The sequence below is a fragment of the Amycolatopsis bartoniae genome (assembly GCF_014191255.1).
GTDB lineage: Bacteria > Actinomycetota > Actinomycetes > Mycobacteriales > Pseudonocardiaceae > Amycolatopsis_E > Amycolatopsis_E bartoniae.
In genome coordinates this window covers 82,457-97,977 of sequence record NZ_JACHWH010000012.1, presented here as the reverse complement: position 1 = coordinate 97,977, position 15,521 = coordinate 82,457, and the positions used below count along the sequence as shown (strand labels likewise).

The following is a 15,521-nucleotide window of genomic DNA, read 5'->3' as shown; positions in this document are numbered from 1 at the left end:
CGGAAGGTCCCGGGCGCCGGTCCGCGCACCGGCGCCCGGGACGAGGGCGTCAGGCCGTCACGTGCACGTAGTCCACGACGAGCTGCTGCGGGAACTGCGTGCTGCTGTTCGGGCTGCCCGGCCAGTCCCCGCCGACGGCGAGGTTGAGGATGATGAAGAACGGGTGGTCGAACACCCACCGGTTGCCGTTCAGGTCCGCCGGGGTCCTGGTCTGGTACAGGTTCCCGTCGACGTACCACTTGATGCTGTTCGGCGACCAGTCCACGGCGTAGGTGTGGAAGTCGTCGGAGAAGTTCGGCCCGTTGTAGGCCGCGCCGATGCCGCCCGAGCCCGAGTAGCCCGGGCCGTGGATGGTGCCGTGCACGGTGTTCGGCTCGTACCCGACGTTCTCCATGAAGTCGATCTCGCCGCAGTTCGGCCAGCCGTTGGAGCCGATGTCGTTGCCCAGTGCCCAGAACGCCGGCCACATGCCCTGGCCGCGCGGCAGCTTCATGCGGGCCTCGAAGTGCCCGTAGGTCTGGGTGAACTTGCCCGCGGTGTTGAGCCGCGCGGAGGTGTAGGTGCAGGCGCCGTACCAGCAGGTGTGGCCGCCCTCCTGGCGGGCGGTGATCACCAGGTGGCCCTGGCCGTCGAGCGCGGCGTTCTGCGCGCCCGGCGTGTACCACTGCAGCTCGTGGTTGTTGACGTTGTCGCCGGTCTCGTTGGTCCACTTCGAGGCGTCCGCGGCGGCTCCGGCGGGGCCGTCGAAGTCGTCGCTGAACACCGTGGCGGCACTGGCGTTGCCGGGCGCCACCAGCAGGGCGGCGACGGCGAGCGCCGGCACGCCGAGTCGCAGGAGACGGGACAGGCGGGTGGTTGTCTTCATCGACATCACTGCCTCTCATCTGCTCGTTTGTTGTGAGCGGGAACAAAGTATGGGCGCAGTGGTCCAGACCTTCAAGAGACCTGGGTAGGTATTTTCCGACCTGCGCCCGCATTACCCTGTTCGGCCCAGTGCCGTTTGTCCGGGAAGGGGAAACCCCGGTGCGTGACGCGGCCCACTGCCGGACGGTCCACCGGCGGGCCGGGGACCGGCGGCGGGCGACAATCCCCGGGTGATCTCCGACCCGTTGTCCCTGGTGTTCCTGCTGCTCGCCGGTGTGGGTGCCGGGCTCACCGGGTCCATCGCGGGGCTCGCGTCGCTGGTCTCCTATCCGGCGCTGCTGGCCGTCGGGCTGTCGCCGGTGTCCGCCAACGTCACCAACACCATCGCGATGCTCGGCACCACCGTCGGCGCGGCGGCGGGCTCCCGGCCGGAACTGGCGGGGCAGCGCTCTTCGCTGAAAACGCTGTGCGCGATCACCGCGGCCGGCGGCGCGGTCGGGGCGGCGCTGCTGTTGTGGACGCCGTCCGGCACGTTCACCTTCATCGTGCCGTTCCTCATCGCGGGTGCGTCGGTTCTGCTGTTCCTCGGTCCGCGTCTGCGGAAGTACGCCGAACGCGCCGACGGCCACGGACTTGGCCCGCTCGCGGGTGCCGCGGCGTTCGCTGTCGCCATCTACGGCGGCTATTTCGGTGCGGCGGCGGGAGTTCTGATGCTCGCGCTGCTGTCGACGGTGTGGGCGCAGTCGCTCGCGCGGTCCAACGCGGCGAAGAACATCGCGACGGGAGCGGCGAACCTCGTCGCCGCCGTGGTCTTCGCCTTCACCGGCAAGGTCGACTGGCTCGCGGTGGTGGCGCTGTGCCTGGGATCCGTGCTCGGCTCGTGGATCGGCCCCGCTGTCGTGCGGCGGCTGCCCGCGACCCCGCTGCGCATCGCGATCGGACTGGCCGGGCTCGGGCTGGCCGCGAGCCTCGCGTGGCAGGCGTTCGCGGCCTGAACGGTTTCCGCCCGGCGGAAGTACGCGGCAGCCGGAGTAAGTTGGGCGACACGTGGGGCATGATCTTCGCCGTACGCATCTGATGGAGGCCCAGAGTTGAGCATCGTCGGTACCAGGGTGGTCCGCGTCGAGGACCAGAAGCTGATCACCACAGGCGGCACGTACGTCGAGGACCTGCGTGAGCCCGCGCTCACCGGAGCGGTGCACGCGGTGTTCGTGCGCAGTCCCATCGCGCACGCGCGCATCGCGTCGATCGACACCTCCGCCGCGCTCGAAGCGCCCGGTGTCGTCGCCGTGTACACCGCGGCGGACCTGGATCTCGGGCCGCGGCAGGCCGGCCCGGTGGTGGAGCCGTGGCTCGCGAGCGAGGTCGTGCGCTACGTCGGCGAGCCGGTCGCGCTCGTGCTCACCGAGCAGCGCTACCAGCTCGCGGACGCCGCCGAGCTCGTCGACGTCGACTACGACCCGCTGGACGCGGTCGCGAGCATCGACGCCGCGCTGGCGGGCGAGACCGTGCTGTACCCGGACAACGGCAGCAACGTCATGCAGGTCAACGGGATGAGCGAGTTCCCGGAAGACTCCTTCGCCGGCTGCGAAGTCGTGGTGACGCGGACGATCGTGAACCAGCGCGTCGCCCCGGCGCCGCTGGAGGTGCGGGGCGCGGCGCTCGCGTGGGGCGAGGACGGGCGGCTCACGGCGTGGCTGTCCACGCAGAACGCGCAGCTCGGCCGGATGGCGATCGCCGCCGGTCTCGGCATCGGCGAGGACCGCGTGCGCGTGGTCGCGCCCGACGTCGGCGGCGGCTTCGGCGCCAAGATCGGGGCCGATCCCGAGCCCATCGTGCTCGGCTGGGCCGCGCGGCGCGCCGGGCGCCCCGTGCGGTGGAGCGAGACGCGCAGCGAGAACCTGACGTCGATGACGCACGGGCGCGCCCAGCAGAACACCGTGACGATCGGCGGCCGCCGCGACGGCACCGTCGAGGTGTTCCGCCTGGACGTGGTGCAGGACGCCGGGGCCTATCCGCGGACGCTGTTCCTGCCGACGCTCACCGAGCTGATGGCCTCGGGCGTCTACCACTTCCCGAAGATCGAGACCCGCAGCCGCGGCGTGGTCACCAACACCACGCCGATCGCCGCCTACCGCGGCGCGGGCAGGCCGGAGGCGACCGCCGCGATCGAGCGGGCGATGGACCTGTTCGCCACCGAGATCGGGATGGATCCCGCCGAGGTGCGCCGGGTCAACTTCATCCGGCCCGAGGAGTTCCCGTACACCACCAAGTCCGGCGCGAACTACGACAGCGGCGAGTACGCCAAGGCGCTCGACCAGGTGCTGGAGGCCGCCGGTTACGCGGACCTGCGGGCGGAACAGCGGCGGCGACGCGAGGCGGGCGACCCGGTGGCGCTCGGGCTGGGCCTCGCCACGTATGTCGAGATCACCGGTGGTGACGGCGGCGGCGAGAGCGGGCGGGTGGACATCAACCCCGACGGCACGGTCACCGCGTACACCGGCAGCTCGCCGCACGGGCAGGGCCTGCACACGTCGCTCGCGATGCTGCTGTCCGACCAGCTCGGCATCCCGATGGACCGGATCACCGTCAAGCACGGCGACACCGACGAGATCCCCAAGGCCATCGGCACCTTCGGCTCGCGTTCCCTGCAGCTCGGCGGTTCCGCGGTCCGCCAGGCCGCCGACCGCGTGCTCGCCAACGCCCGCGAGATCGCCGCGGACATGCTGGAGGCGTCGCCGGAGGACCTGGAGCTCAACGTCGACGAGGGCGTGTGGCAGGTCCGGGGCGCGCCGGCGAGCGGTTCGGTCGACTGGGTGCGGCTGGCCGCCCGCGCCGAGGAGGGCGCGCTGTCGGCGGACGTGTGGTTCGGCACGGGCACGCCGACGTTCCCGTTCGGCGCGCACCTGGCGGTGGTGGAGGTGGACACCGAGACCGGCAAGGTCGTGGTGAAGCGGATCATCGCGGCCGACGACGCGGGCCCGATCGTCAACCCGCTGGTGTTCCGCGGGCAGCGGCACGGCGGGCTCGGGCAGGGCATCGCGCAGGCCCTGCTGGAGGTCATGAGCTACGACGAGGACGGCAACCCGACCACGGCCACGCTGGCGGACTACTCGTTCGTCACGGCCACCGAGCTGCCGGACTTCGAGCTCGTCGACTCGGAGACGCCGACGGACCGCAACCCCCTGGGCGTCAAGGGGATCGGCGAGGCCGCGACGATCGGTTCGACCCCCGCGGTGCACAACGCCGTGGTCGACGCGCTGGCGCACCTGGGCGTGCGCCACCTGGACATGCCCACGACCCCGCAGCGGGTGTGGGAAGCGCTTTCTGGGAAAGGTGAGGCGAAGTGAAGGTCTCCATCGAGGTCAACGGCGAGACGGTGGCCGAGGAGGTCGAGGACCGCACGCTGCTGGTGCACTACCTGCGGGAGAACGCGGGCCTGACGGGCACCAACATCGGCTGTGACACCACGTCCTGCGGGGCGTGCACGGTGCTGCTCGACGGCGAGTCGGTCAAGTCCTGCACGGTGCTCGCGGCGCAGGCCGACGGGCACCGGGTCACCACCGTCGAGGGGCTCGCCCCCGGTGACGGCGAGCTGCACCCGGTGCAGCGGGCGTTCCGCGAGCAGCACGGGCTGCAGTGCGGGTTCTGCACGCCGGGCATGATCATGGCGTCGGTGTCGCTCCTGGCCGAGAACCCGAAGCCCACGCGCGAGCAGGTGCGCGAGGGGCTGGAGGGGAACCTGTGCCGCTGCACGGGTTACCACAACATCGTCAACGCCGTGATCGAGGCGTCGGGACAGGAGGTGGACCGGTGATCCCGGCTTCGTTCACCTACCGCCGGGTGTCCACTGTGGACGAGGCGCTGGCCGTCCTGGCCGAGCACGGCGAGGACGCGAAGGTCCTCGCGGGCGGGCATTCCCTGTTGCCGCTGATGAAGCTGCGGTTCGCCACGCCGGAGCTGCTGGTGGACGTCGCGCCGCTCGACGAGCTGCGGTACGTGCGCGTCGAGGACGGCACGGTCGCGATCGGCGCGCTGTCGCGCTATCACGACCTGCACTCCGACGAGGTGCTGCGCGAGCACGCCCCGCTGCTGGCGCACGTGGCGGGCGCGATCGGCGACCCGCAGGTGCGCCACCGCGGCACCATCGGCGGCTCGCTGGCGCACGCCGACGCGGCGGCGGACCTGCCGGCGGCGCTGCTCGCGTCCGACGGGGTGCTCGTCGTGCGCGGGCCGCGGGGGGAGCGGGAGATCCCGGCGGGGGAGTTCTTCCTGGGCCCGTTCACGACCCCGCTGGAGCCGGACGAGCTGGTGACCGAGGTGCGAGTGCCGGCGCAGACCGGGCTGGGGTGGGCATTCGAGAAGTTCACCCGCCGCTCGATCGACTGGGCCATCGTGGGAGTCGCCGTCGTGGGCGGGAAGGTGGGCCTGGTGAACATGGCGGGCACGCCGATCCGAGCCACCGCGACGGAGGAGGCGCTGGCGTCGGGAGCCCCGATCGCCGAGGCGGCGGCCCTGGCCGCGGAGGGCGCCAGCCCGGTCTCGGAACCCCACGCGAGCGCCGAGTACCGCGAGCACCTGGCGCGGGTGCTGACGAAGCGAGCGCTCACGACGGCCGCGGCGTAGGCGGGCGACCGGCCGCGGGGGGTGACTCCTCGCGGCCGGTGGTGCTGCTGGAGGGGCTGGCTGACGGGGCGCTTCCGCGCGACCGGCACCTTGCCGCGGCCGCGACTGGGCGGCTGTGGCACGGCCGCCGCGAGTGGCACCTGCTGGGGCCGGCCGCGGCGCCCCCAACCCACCGCGTCCGGCGGCGCACCACGGTCGCGGCGCGCACCGCGCCCGCGCCGGTTCCCTGCTGCTGAGCCACCTCTCAAGCCGTCACCCCACCCCCACCACGGAGAAAGCCCCCGCCGCGGCGGGGGCTTTCCTCACGTTGGTCGCGTCAGGCGTTCTTCACGGCCGAGACCTCGAACTCCAGGGTGACCTTGTCGCTCACCAGCACGCCGCCGGTTTCGAGCGCCGCGTTCCAGGTGATCCCGAAGTCCTTCCGGTTGATCACCACGGAGCCCTCGAAGCCCACGCGCGTGTTGCCGAACGGGTCCTGCGCGGTGCCCTCGTAGCTGAACGGGATGGTGACCGCCTTGGTCACGCCCTTGATGGTCAGGTCGCCGGTCACGTCGAAGGTGTCCTCGCCGGTCTGCTTCACCGAGGTGGACCGGAACGTGATCTGCGGGTGCTCGTCCATCTGCAGGAAGTCGTTGCTGCGCAGGTGCGCGTCGCGGTCGGCGTTGCGCGTGTCGATGCTCTTCGCCTCGATCGTCACGGTCGCGCTGGAACGCTCCGGGTTCTCCCCGTCGATCTGCGCGGTGCCGGTGAACTCGTTGAACGCGCCGCGGACCTTGGTCACCATCGCGTGCCGCGCGACGAACCCGATGCGGGTGTGCGTGGGGTCGAGGGTGTAGGTGCCGGTCAGCTGCGCGTACTGCGTGGGGGTGGTCATGGTGTCCCTTCCGGATTGGTGACGTGTCATCCAGCCTGTCCCAACCTCGGTGACGTGTCAACTATTCCCGTACACTTGATCGCGTGACGGGAACTCGCTGGCTCACCGACGCCGAGCAGCGCGCGTGGCGCGCCTACATCGCCATGCAGGCGCGGCTGACCGCGCACCTCGGCAAGCGGATGCAGGCCGACTCGGACCTGTCGCACGCGGACTTCGCGGTGCTGGTGCAGCTGACGGACACCCCGGAGGAGCGGGTGCGGGTGGTCGAGCTGGCCCGCGCCCTGCAGTGGGAGAAGAGCCGCGTGTCCCACCACGTCGCGCGGATGCAGAAGCGGGGGCTCGTCGCGCGCGAGGAATGCCCGTCGGACGCGCGCGGGGCGTTCATCGTGCTCACCGCCGAGGGCCGGGCCGCCATCGAGAAGGCCGCGCCCCGCCACGTCGACGAGGTCCGCCGCCTGGTGTTCGACGCGCTGACACCCGAACAGGTCCGGGCGCTCACCGAGATCTCCGAGCTGGTGCTGGAAAGGCTGGCCGACGCCGAAGACGTGGCCTGAGCCGGACCGGGTACGTCTCATCCCTGGCGGAGGATCCGGTCGAGGTGCTGGCGGCTGCGCTCGTCGGCCGGGGTGTGGACGACGAGCCGGAGGCCGGGGTGGTCGGTCAGGTCCATGCCGGTGGAGCGGAGAGCGATCTCTCCGACTGCCGGTATGTCGTAGCGTTTGTCGCACAGGCGCGGTGCGGCCACGTCGTGGGTGGCCCAGAGCCCGGCGAAGAGCGGGCTCGCGCTGCACAGGCGGGCGACGAAGCCCTGCCAGTGCGGTTCGTCGAGGTGCCGGCTGTAGCGGTAGCGGAAGGTGGCCACGGCTTCGGGGGCCTGCTCGTCCCGGTTGGCGATGTGGGTGTGCGCCGGGGACACCGCGAACAGGTTCCAGATCGTGTTGCGCTCGCCGCTCGGCGCGCTGACCAGGCCGGGGTGCAGGGCGGCGTAGGCCCGGTTCCAGCGCAGGACGTCCGTACGAGCATTGACGACCATGGCGGGCAGCGGGTCCAGGGCCCGCAGGATCGTGTCGAGGTCGCCGGGGACTTCGGCCGGCGCCTCGGCGTCGGCCGCGGGCGGCGGGACTTCTGCCAGCCGGTAGAGGTGCTCGCGCTCGGCGGCGTCCAGGCGCAGCGTGCGGGCGATCGCGCCGAGCACGTGGGCGCTGGCGTTGATGGGCCGGCCCTGCTCCAGCCAGGTGTACCAGGTCACGCCGACCCCGGCCAGCTGGGCGACTTCTTCCCGCCGGAGCCCGGGAGTGCGCCGCCGCGCTCCGGGCGGCATTCCGACCTGGTCCGGGGTGACCCGCGCACGCCGTGAGCGCAGGAACGCGCTCAGCTCGGGCCGGCGGCCGGTCGTCGTCATGAATCCACCATGCCTGAGCCGCGCGGTGCCTGCCGGGTGCTGTCGATACCAGTATCAGCGGGCTCTCAGCTCTGGTACCGGGATGGGCGCAGGCTCGAAGCGCTGGTGTTTTCCGGAAGAAAGAGCTGAGAGTCCACATGAGCAACGCTTTCCACGACAAGGTCGCGGTCGTCACCGGTGGCAGCGCCGGGATCGGCTTCGCCACCGCGCACGAGATCGCGGGGGCCGGCGGCACCGTCTACATCACGGGCCGCGACCGTGACCGGCTGTCGGCCGCCGCCTCGCGCATCCCGGGCGACGTCGTCGGCGTCCCGGCCGACTCGTCCTCCGCCGAGGACCTCGGCCGGCTCTTCACCCAGGTCCGGCAGCGCAGCGGACGGCTCGACGTGCTTGTCACCAACGCTGCCGCGATCGGCACCGCGCCGCTGGGCGAGATCACGCGGGAGATCGTCACGACGACTTTCGACGTCAACGTGACCGGGACGATCATGACGGTCCAGCAGGCGCTGCCCCTGCTGGCCGACGGAGGTGCCGTCGTGCTGACCGGTTCGATGGCCGCGCACAAGGCGTCGCGTGGGCGCAGTGTCTACGCCGCGTCCAAGGCCGCGGTCCGCGCCCTGGCCCGCACTTGGGCGCTGGAACTCACGCCGCGCGGGATCCGGGTGAACGTCGTGAGCCCCGGCCCCACGGACACGCCCGCCATCGCGCGGCTCGCCGGAGACGCGGAGCAGCGCGGGGCGTTCTTCGCGAAGATGGGGGAAGGCACGCCGATGACCCGGGCCGGTACGGCGGAGGAGGTCGCCGCCGTGATCGCCTTCGTCGCGTCGGACGCGGCCTCCCACGTCAACGGCGCCGACTACCAGGTCGACGGTGGCTACGGGCAGGTCTGACCCGCCCGCCGAAGACGCCGCCCGGGCTAGGACGTGTGCAGCTCGTCCGGGCGGTGCACCGCGGGGCGGCCCGAAGGACCCCGGGCGCCGGTCGAAATCGTCCCGCTTGAGGGGCCGGAACCGGGCCCGCAGAATCCGTGGAGTGTCCCTGCCCGACTCGCTCCTGACGCGGGCATACCCGCCCGCGGGCGGCTCACGCGCCGCGCGTGACCTCCTGCACGAGCCAGCTCGCGACGTCGTGCAGCTTCCGGTTGGCGCGCTGGGAGACCTTGACCAGCAGGTGGAACGCCTCGTCGTCGCCGATCGAGTGACGTTGCATGAGAATGCCCTTCGCCGTGGCGATCGTGTCCCGGGTGCGCAGCGCCTCCCGCAGCTGCTCCTGCCGCGCCGACCCCGCGAGCGCCACCGCCGCGTGCGCGGCGAACAGGCCGGCCAGCTGCACCGCATCGTCGTCGAACGCGGCGCGGGCGCTCGCGTAGAGGTTGAGCGCGCCCAGGTTGGCCGAGCCGGTGAACAGCCGCACGCTGAGCATCGAACGGATGCCGAGCTCGTTCGCCGCCGCCCCGAAGCGGGGCCACCGCGAGTCGGCCCCGATGTTCCCGGTGCGGAAGACCGGCTCGTCGAACACCGCGCCGACGCAGGGACCCTCGCGCAGCTCGTGCTGCAGCGCGTCGAGCCGCGCCACCACCGGGCTGGTGGGGCTCACGGACCGGACCTCGCCCCGCGCGAGCAGGGAGACGCCCGCGTTCTCGACCCCGGGGACCGTGTCCACGGCCGCGGTCACGATACGCTGGACAGTGCGCTCGACGTCCGGCTCGGGCTCGATCGTGCGCACGATGTCGCTCAGCACCTCGGGAAGCGCGAGGTCGGAGTCCCCGGCATCGCCTCTCGGCGGGGCGGTCCGGTCGGTCATCGGCTCAGTCTCGCCGACGCGCGACCGGCACGCCAGCTTCTCCGCCGAAGGTGTGGTTTTACGCCCCGGAAAAGGGGTACTCGCCCGAGCTGACCGTTGAGACCGACAGCGGAGGACCGGACATGGCGTTCGAACGCCCCTGTGGAGAGCAGATCGTGTGGCGGCGCGTCACCGCGCTGCCCGATCTGGACCGGCTCCGCAACGCGATCTGCGGGCTCCTGTTCGACTGCCCGGCCGAAATGGTCGTCAGCGTCCTGCTGTTCGTCGACGATGTGTGCAGCGCGCCCGACGCGGACGGGAAGTTCCCCATCGAGGTCTGCCTGGTCCGCGGCGCCGACCCGGACTACCTGCGCATCGACGTGGCCGGCCCGGAGCTGATGCCGCCCACCCGCCCGTCGTTCATGGACGGCGGCGGCCCGCAGGGTTCCGCGGGCTGGGGCCTCACCTACCGCGAGCAGGGGATGACCGCGTGGGCCTACCTGACGCTGCCGTCGCGGACCCCCGGGCGGGCGCCCGCGCCGTGGTCGCGCCTGGCGGTCTGCCTGCCGTCCAACCCCACGCTGAACTGACCGCCCGGAGGCGGTTTTCACCACCGGTCAGCGGCCGGCGGGGGAGGTGAACTCCACCTCGTCGAGGGGCACCGCCCGACCGTCCGGGCCGGTGAAGGTCACGTCGAGCGGTGCGCCGGTGCGCCGGTCGCGGCGTCTCAACGACGGCCCCGACGCGCGCGGCAGGTGCCGGTCGCCCCACTGCTGGAGCGCGCCGAGCACCACCAGCGCGTCCCGCCCGGCGCCGGTGAGGTGGTATTCGTACCGGGTCCGCGCGCCCGCCTCGCGGTAGGGCCGCTTCTCCACCACGCCCGCGTCGACGAGCGTCGCGAGCCGCGTGGTCAGCAGGTTCGTGGCGATGCCGAGGCGCTGCTGGATGTCCGCGAAACGCACGAACCCGAAGAACAGCTCGCGCAGGATCAACGGCGTCCAGCGCTCACCCAGCACCGTCAGCGACCGCTCGATCGAGCAGGCCGGGGAGTCCTCGTCGAGCCGGGGTGTCATGCGAGCCACTCTACCTTGCCTTTTGAAACTCAGCTGGCTAGCTTGAAAAATACAAGCCAGAGGAGGACTCATGGAGATCAAGGGATCGGTCGCGCTGGTCACGGGCGCGAACCGGGGGCTGGGCCGGCACTTCGCCGCCACGCTGCTGGAGCGGGGCGCGGCGAAGGTGTACGCGGCGGCACGCAGGCCGGAGTCGGTCGACCTGCCGGGCGTCGTGCCGCTCGCGCTCGACATCACGGACCCGGCCTCGGTGCGGGCCGCCGCGGAGCAGGCGGGGGACGTGACGCTGCTGATCAACAACGCCGGGGTGAGCACGGGCGCGTCCGCGTTGCACGGGAACCTCGGCGACGTGCGGCTGGAGATGGAGACGCACTACTTCGGCACGCTCGCCATGGCGCGGGCGTTCGCGCCGGTCCTGGCCCGGGGCGGCGGTGGCGCGGTGCTGAACGTGCTGTCGGTCCTGTCCTGGCTCACCGTGCCGCGGGCCGCCGCCTACTCCGCGGCCAAGGCCGCCGCGCTGCAGCTCACCAACGCGCTGCGCCTGGAGTTGCGGGACCAGGGCACGCAGGTCACGGCGCTGCACGTGGGGTACATGGAGACCGACATGGCGGCGCACGTCGACGGCCCGAAGGTGGACCCGGCCACCGTGGCGGCGCAGGCTCTCGACGGCGTCGAGCGGGGACTGTTCGAGGTGATCGCCGACGACGCCAGCCGCCACGTGCGGTCGAAGCTGTCCGGTGACCTGGCGGGGCTCTACCCGCAGCTGGCCTGACCGTCCATTCAGGACTCGAAGCGAGCCGGATCTCCCGCGCCGCGGCGGATGATCTCCGGCTCGTCCTCGGAGAAGTCGACGACCGTGGTCGGCTCGGTGCCGCAGTCACCGGAGTCGATCACGGCGTCCAGCACGTGGTCCAGCTCGTCCTTGATCTCCCAGCCCTGGGTGAGCGGCTCCTCCCGGTCGGGCAGCAGCAGCGTGCTGGACAGCAGCGGCTCCCCGAGCGCGGCGACGAGCTCCTGTGCGACGAGGTGGTCGGGGATCCGCACGCCCACGGTCTTCTTCTTCGGGTGCAGCAGGCGGCGCGGCACCTCCTTCGTGGCCGGGAGGATGAAGGTGTAGCTGCCGGGCGTGGCGGCCTTGATGGCGCGGAAGACGGCGTTGTTCACGTGCACGAACTGGCCGAGCTGGGCGAAGTCGCGGCACACCAGCGTGAAGTGGTGCCGGTCGTCGAGGCGGCGCACGGCGCGGATCCGGTCGATCCCGTCCTTGTTGCCGAGCTGGCACCCGAGGGCGAAGCACGAGTCGGTCGGGTACGCGATCAGCCCGCCGTCCCGCACGATCCCGACCACCTGGTCGATCGCGCGGCGCTGCGGGTTCTCCGGGTGCACATCGAAGTACTTCGCCATGAAGGGAGCTTAGAGACTGTGCCGGGAATGGCTTGCGTGGCGGTGCAGGTAGCGGAACCTGAGGCGGCCTCTCACTCCGGGATCGCCTCCTCATGACCGCCAGGTCACCACGGAGGCGCTGTCCTCGCGAGAGGCCGCCTCAGAATTCGGCAGCAGAGTGCGAGTTGGCGGCCCCACGGCGAGCGGCTCCGCCGCTCAGAAAGAGCACACCACCTCAGCCGCGCAGCTGGAGGTTCTCCAGTGCCTGCCGGGCGAGTTCGTCGCCCCGCTCGGCGGCCCGCTGGTACCACGCGCGGCCCTCTTCGAGGTTGCCGCGCCGCCAGTGCAGCGCGCCCAGGTTGACCTCCGCCGGCAGGTGCCCGGCCGACAGTGCCCGGTGGTACCACCGCTCGGCGTCGTCGTAGGCGCCCCTGTCCTGCAGCAGCGTGCCCAGGTTCAGCATCGCCTCGGGCAGGCCGTGCTCCGCCGAGCGCCGGTACCACTGCTCGGCCTCCCCGGCCTGCCCCCGCTGCTCCAGCAGCACCGCCAGGCCGAACTCCGCCACCGGCCCGTTCTCGGTCTCCGCCGCGCGCCGGAACCACGTCTCCGCCGCGTCGAGGTCGCCCTGGTTCCACAGGTTCCGCGCCAGGTCGAGCGCCGCCTGGCTGTCGCCCATCTCCGCCGCCAGCCGCCGCAGCGCCTCGACGTCCGGCCGGTGCTCGCCCTCCTCCGTCCGCGACAGCAGGCCCATCAGCCGCACCGCCGCCGGATCCCCGGACAGCGCCACCTTCCGCAGCAGCGCCGCGCCCCGCTGCCGGTCGCCGTGCAGCAGCTCCAGCACGGCCTCCTTGCGCAACCCGTTCGGGTCACCCGCCGACGCCGCCCGCCGGTACGCCTCGCGGGCGTCGTCGATCCGGCCGGTCTGCGCGAACAAGCCGCCCAGGTTCGTCATGCCCGTGGTGTCCCCGGCCTCCGCGGCCCGCTGGTACCACAGCTCGGCCATCCGCACGTCGCCCCGGTTCTCGGCCAGCGTGCCCAGGTTGGACATCGCCCAGCTGCTGCCCGCCTGCGCCGCCCGCAGGTACCACTGCTCCGCGCCCGCCTGGTTCCCCGAGGTCTGCGCGGCCCAGCCCAGGTTGAACAGCGCGTACTGGTCGCCCTGCTCCGCCAGCCGCGTCCACAGCCTGCCCGCGTCCGCCAGCCGCCCGAAGCCCACGGCCGCCCGCGCGACGCGGAACGCCTGGTCGGCCGTCAGCAGGTGGGCGCCCAGCAGCAGCCCCCACACCTCGTCCGGCACCGGCACGGCCGGATCGGCCGAGTCCACCAGGTAGTCGAACGCCAGGTACCGGTCCGCGCCCGCCCGCATCAGGCACGAGCTGGCGCCGCGCACCGGCTGCGACGCCCACTCCAGCGCCGCCGCCAGGTCCGTCTCGCCGAAGCGGCTGCGGTAGCGGCCCGACAGGTAGCGGCCGTGCAGCGACACCAGCCAGTCCAGCGGCACCGGGTCCAGGTAACCGGCCCGGCGCAGGTCGACCGCCGCGCTGACCAGCGCCGCCCCCGCCTCGTTCTCGCCGTCGCGCCCGGACCGCCAGCGGTGCAGCGCGGCCGGGCCGGCCGCGATGTGCTCGCCCAGCCCCGCGCCGCTCTCGTCGACGAGGGCGCCCGCGATCCGCGCGTCGGTGCGGAACCGGTGCGCCGCCGCGGTTTCCGTGCGGTCGAGCCTGCGGGGCAGCTCGATCGGCGTCGTCCGGGTCAGCACCCGCCGTGACCGCCCGCCCGGGCCGTCGGTGTCGACGCCCAGCGCCACGCGCGCCCGCGTGCGCAGCGTGGCCAGCACGACGGTGTCCGAAGGACCACGCGTGCACAGGTCCGTCAGCAGCGAGTCGTCGAGGCTGTCGGTCGCCAGGTAGCGCTCCAGGTCGTCGAGCCACACCACCGTCCGCCGCGGCGGCGTGCGCGCCAGCTCGCGCAGCGCGTCCGCGTCGGCGGGCACGACCACGGTCTCCCAGCCGAGGCGAGAAGCGTTGCGCAGCACCGCTTCGTACGCCGTGCGCGTCTTGCCCGCCGCCGCGTCGCCCTGCACGAGGACGAGCCCGCCGCGGGCGAGCAGGCGGTCCAGCTCGGCGTCGGCGGTGCGCGGCACGTACGGCGGCATCGGCGCGCCGCCCGGCAGCTTCCACGCGGGGTGCACGCCCAGCCGGACCGGGTCCAGCTCACTGATGCGCAGGATGGGAATCGCCCCCGTACCACCGAGGTCCGGCCGCGCCGGGACCGCCGCGACGGGCGGCGGCTCGGCACGCTGTCCGCGTCGCCGGGGCAGGAACGCGAGCAGCGCCAGCAGGCCGGTCACCGCCGCGGCGACCACCTCGACGGTCCACCCGGCGGCCGCGGGCAGCGCGCCCTGGCTGGTGAGCAGCCCGGCCGCCACGGCGACCGCCGCGGCCACGGCGGCACCCACCAGGTACCCCGCTCTGCTTCCCGACTCGAACGACATCGCGGTAACTTTCCCATAGCCGGTGCCGGGCGAGTGTGTCTGTTCAGCAACAGCGGGAACGGTCCACCGTGGTCACCGTCGCGTTGCCCACAGTCACCCTCGGCACGGGTTCCCGCCGCCGCGGATCGGCGCTGGTCGTGGCCACGCGGACGGGACCGCCGTGCGCCACGAGCACCACCTCGCGACCCGGTCCGGCCGCGTACCGGTCCAGCGTGGCGTGGACGCGCTCGTAGAGGTCGGTGATGCTCTCGCCGTCGCCGGGCCGCCGCCAGGGTTCGCGCCACAGCCGTTCGACGGCGTCCTGCACCGTGCCCTCGCCGAGCGGGTCGGCGAACCGCCGCCCCTCCAGGCAGCCCAGGTGCTGCTCGCGCAGGCACGGGTCGGTGCGCACGGGCAGGCCGAGCACGCTCGCGATCACCTCGGCGGTCTCGCGGGCGCGCGGCAGGTCGCTGCTGAAGATCGCGTCGATGTCCGGGTACCGCTCGGCGAGCAGGCGGGCGGCCTGCGCGGCCTGCCGCAGCCCGCGCGCGGTGAGCGAGCCCGCCTCGGCCGACTGCCCCTGCACCCGGCCGGCGAGGTTCCACTCGCTCTCGCCGTGGCGCACCAGGTGGAGCACGGGCATCAGAACTGCAGCCGCGGGTCGTCGTAGTTCTTGAACTCCAGCACGTTGTTGGACGGGTCGACGAGCGCGATCGTGCGGTGCTGCTCGGCGGTGCCCTCGAACCGCACCGCCGGTCCCGCCAGCACGGGCAGCTTGCGGTGCTCCACCAGCCGCAGCAGCCGGTCGAAGTCCTCGGCGGCGGCGAAGCTGACGCCGAAGTGCCGCGGGTACATCACCGGCTCGTCCGGCACGTCGTCGGACAGGTGGCACACCAGCTGGTCGCCGAAGAAGTCGAAGGTCACGCGGTCGTCGTAGCGGCGGGCGAGTTTCGCGCCGAGCCCGAAGACGTAGAACTGCACCGCCTCGTCGAGGTCCTTCGCGGGCACCGCGATGTGGCAGGCGTCGTGGGTGTTGCGCATTCC

18 protein-coding genes are annotated in these 15,521 nt (G+C 72.7%); 9 read left to right on the top strand and 9 right to left on the bottom strand.

Translation table 11 applies throughout. The features are described 5' to 3' along the window. Positions 1–49: 49 nt before the first annotated feature. Positions 50–865 (bottom strand): glycoside hydrolase family 16 protein, encoded by an 816-nt coding sequence (locus tag FHX82_RS32980; protein ID WP_229880306.1) that lies wholly within the window; start codon positions 863–865, stop codon positions 50–52. A 229-nt stretch (positions 866–1,094) separates the two neighbouring features. Here FHX82_RS32980 and FHX82_RS32975 point away from each other — a divergent pair, with 229 nt between their 5' ends. From FHX82_RS32975 to FHX82_RS32955, 5 genes are all read left to right on the top strand, one after another. Beyond that, positions 1,095–1,859 carry a sulfite exporter TauE/SafE family protein gene (locus FHX82_RS32975; RefSeq protein ID WP_145935182.1) on the top strand — a complete coding sequence of 255 codons (765 nt, stop codon included), beginning with the start codon at positions 1,095–1,097 and terminating at the stop codon, positions 1,857–1,859. A gap of 96 nt (positions 1,860–1,955) precedes the next feature. Then, positions 1,956–4,214: a xanthine dehydrogenase family protein molybdopterin-binding subunit gene (locus tag FHX82_RS32970; RefSeq protein ID WP_145935181.1), complete on the top strand. Its 2,259-nt coding sequence runs from the start codon at positions 1,956–1,958 to the stop codon at positions 4,212–4,214. Continuing rightward, complete coding sequence (locus tag FHX82_RS32965; protein WP_145935180.1) at positions 4,211–4,681, top strand: (2Fe-2S)-binding protein; 471 nt, start codon at positions 4,211–4,213, stop codon at positions 4,679–4,681. The genes FHX82_RS32970 and FHX82_RS32965 overlap by 4 nt, the downstream gene beginning before the upstream one ends. Continuing rightward, the gene (locus tag FHX82_RS32960) at positions 4,678–5,490 is read left to right on the top strand and encodes an FAD binding domain-containing protein (protein WP_145935179.1); all 813 of its coding nucleotides are present in this window, start codon (positions 4,678–4,680) and stop codon (positions 5,488–5,490) included. The genes FHX82_RS32965 and FHX82_RS32960 overlap by 4 nt, the downstream gene beginning before the upstream one ends. Before the next feature lie 38 nt (positions 5,491–5,528). After that, the gene (locus FHX82_RS32955; RefSeq protein ID WP_145935178.1) at positions 5,529–5,726 is read left to right on the top strand and encodes a hypothetical protein; all 198 of its coding nucleotides are present in this window, start codon (positions 5,529–5,531) and stop codon (positions 5,724–5,726) included. An 80-nt stretch (positions 5,727–5,806) separates the two neighbouring features. Here FHX82_RS32955 and FHX82_RS32950 read toward each other — a convergent pair whose 3' ends face one another. Then, positions 5,807–6,364 (bottom strand): YceI family protein, encoded by a 558-nt coding sequence (locus FHX82_RS32950; protein WP_145935177.1) that lies wholly within the window; start codon positions 6,362–6,364, stop codon positions 5,807–5,809. Positions 6,365–6,507: 143 nt separating this feature from the next. Between FHX82_RS32950 and FHX82_RS32945 the strand changes: the two genes are divergently transcribed. Continuing rightward, positions 6,508–6,918, top strand: coding sequence for a MarR family winged helix-turn-helix transcriptional regulator (locus tag FHX82_RS32945; protein WP_145935239.1), 411 nt, complete (start codon positions 6,508–6,510; stop codon positions 6,916–6,918). 17 nt (positions 6,919–6,935) lie between these two features. On the opposite strand, the gene FHX82_RS32940 is transcribed toward FHX82_RS32945, so the two are convergent. Beyond that, positions 6,936–7,766, bottom strand: a complete 831-nt coding sequence (locus FHX82_RS32940) for a helix-turn-helix transcriptional regulator (protein ID WP_145935176.1) — start codon at positions 7,764–7,766, stop codon at positions 6,936–6,938. Positions 7,767–7,903: 137 nt separating this feature from the next. On the opposite strand from FHX82_RS32940, the gene FHX82_RS32935 reads away from it, so the two are divergent. Then, complete coding sequence (locus FHX82_RS32935; RefSeq protein ID WP_145935175.1) at positions 7,904–8,656, top strand: SDR family NAD(P)-dependent oxidoreductase; 753 nt, start codon at positions 7,904–7,906, stop codon at positions 8,654–8,656. A 193-nt stretch (positions 8,657–8,849) separates the two neighbouring features. On the opposite strand, the gene FHX82_RS32930 is transcribed toward FHX82_RS32935, so the two are convergent. Then, positions 8,850–9,569: a GAF and ANTAR domain-containing protein gene (locus FHX82_RS32930; RefSeq protein ID WP_145935174.1), complete on the bottom strand. Its 720-nt coding sequence runs from the start codon at positions 9,567–9,569 to the stop codon at positions 8,850–8,852. A gap of 122 nt (positions 9,570–9,691) precedes the next feature. Between FHX82_RS32930 and FHX82_RS32925 the strand changes: the two genes are divergently transcribed. Continuing rightward, on the top strand, positions 9,692–10,138 hold the full coding sequence (locus FHX82_RS32925; RefSeq protein WP_145935173.1) for a hypothetical protein: 447 nt from the start codon (positions 9,692–9,694) through the stop codon (positions 10,136–10,138). Positions 10,139–10,165: 27 nt separating this feature from the next. Here the strand turns inward: FHX82_RS32925 and FHX82_RS32920 are convergent, their stop codons facing one another. Continuing rightward, positions 10,166–10,621 (bottom strand): winged helix-turn-helix transcriptional regulator, encoded by a 456-nt coding sequence (locus FHX82_RS32920; RefSeq protein ID WP_145935172.1) that lies wholly within the window; start codon positions 10,619–10,621, stop codon positions 10,166–10,168. A 70-nt stretch (positions 10,622–10,691) separates the two neighbouring features. Here FHX82_RS32920 and FHX82_RS32915 point away from each other — a divergent pair, with 70 nt between their 5' ends. Next, positions 10,692–11,393: an SDR family oxidoreductase gene (locus FHX82_RS32915; protein WP_145935171.1), complete on the top strand. Its 702-nt coding sequence runs from the start codon at positions 10,692–10,694 to the stop codon at positions 11,391–11,393. An 8-nt stretch (positions 11,394–11,401) separates the two neighbouring features. Here the strand turns inward: FHX82_RS32915 and FHX82_RS32910 are convergent, their stop codons facing one another. From FHX82_RS32910 to FHX82_RS32895, 4 genes are all read right to left on the bottom strand, one after another. Next, positions 11,402–12,025, bottom strand: a complete 624-nt coding sequence (locus tag FHX82_RS32910) for an L-threonylcarbamoyladenylate synthase (RefSeq protein WP_145935170.1) — start codon at positions 12,023–12,025, stop codon at positions 11,402–11,404. Positions 12,026–12,239: 214 nt separating this feature from the next. Continuing rightward, entirely contained in the window at positions 12,240–14,498 is a 2,259-nt protein-coding gene (locus FHX82_RS32905) for a tetratricopeptide repeat protein (protein ID WP_145935169.1), read from the bottom strand. A gap of 43 nt (positions 14,499–14,541) precedes the next feature. After that, positions 14,542–15,120, bottom strand: coding sequence for a histidine phosphatase family protein (locus tag FHX82_RS32900; RefSeq protein WP_145935168.1), 579 nt, complete (start codon positions 15,118–15,120; stop codon positions 14,542–14,544). Next, positions 15,120–15,518 (bottom strand): VOC family protein, encoded by a 399-nt coding sequence (locus FHX82_RS32895; protein WP_145935167.1) that lies wholly within the window; start codon positions 15,516–15,518, stop codon positions 15,120–15,122. Before FHX82_RS32895 ends, FHX82_RS32900 begins: the two co-directional genes overlap by 1 nt. Between the last annotated feature and the right edge of the window lie 3 nt (positions 15,519–15,521).

Coding starts and splice junctions, on each gene's coding strand:
- FHX82_RS32910 (WP_145935170.1), bottom strand. CDS start 12,025: ATGGCGAAGTACTTCGATGTGCACCCGGAGAACCCGCAGCGCCGCGCG.
- FHX82_RS32900 (WP_145935168.1), bottom strand. CDS start 15,120: ATGCCCGTGCTCCACCTGGTGCGCCACGGCGAGAGCGAGTGGAACCTC.
- FHX82_RS32945 (WP_145935239.1), top strand. CDS start 6,508: ATGCAGGCGCGGCTGACCGCGCACCTCGGCAAGCGGATGCAGGCCGAC.
- FHX82_RS32905 (WP_145935169.1), bottom strand. CDS start 14,498: ATGTCGTTCGAGTCGGGAAGCAGAGCGGGGTACCTGGTGGGTGCCGCC.
- FHX82_RS32895 (WP_145935167.1), bottom strand. CDS start 15,518: ATGCGCAACACCCACGACGCCTGCCACATCGCGGTGCCCGCGAAGGAC.
- FHX82_RS32935 (WP_145935175.1), top strand. CDS start 7,904: ATGAGCAACGCTTTCCACGACAAGGTCGCGGTCGTCACCGGTGGCAGC.
- FHX82_RS32930 (WP_145935174.1), bottom strand. CDS start 9,569: ATGACCGACCGGACCGCCCCGCCGAGAGGCGATGCCGGGGACTCCGAC.
- FHX82_RS32940 (WP_145935176.1), bottom strand. CDS start 7,766: ATGACGACGACCGGCCGCCGGCCCGAGCTGAGCGCGTTCCTGCGCTCA.
- FHX82_RS32950 (WP_145935177.1), bottom strand. CDS start 6,364: ATGACCACCCCCACGCAGTACGCGCAGCTGACCGGCACCTACACCCTC.
- FHX82_RS32920 (WP_145935172.1), bottom strand. CDS start 10,621: ATGACACCCCGGCTCGACGAGGACTCCCCGGCCTGCTCGATCGAGCGG.
- FHX82_RS32915 (WP_145935171.1), top strand. CDS start 10,692: ATGGAGATCAAGGGATCGGTCGCGCTGGTCACGGGCGCGAACCGGGGG.
- FHX82_RS32925 (WP_145935173.1), top strand. CDS start 9,692: ATGGCGTTCGAACGCCCCTGTGGAGAGCAGATCGTGTGGCGGCGCGTC.
- FHX82_RS32980 (WP_229880306.1), bottom strand. CDS start 865: ATGAAGACAACCACCCGCCTGTCCCGTCTCCTGCGACTCGGCGTGCCG.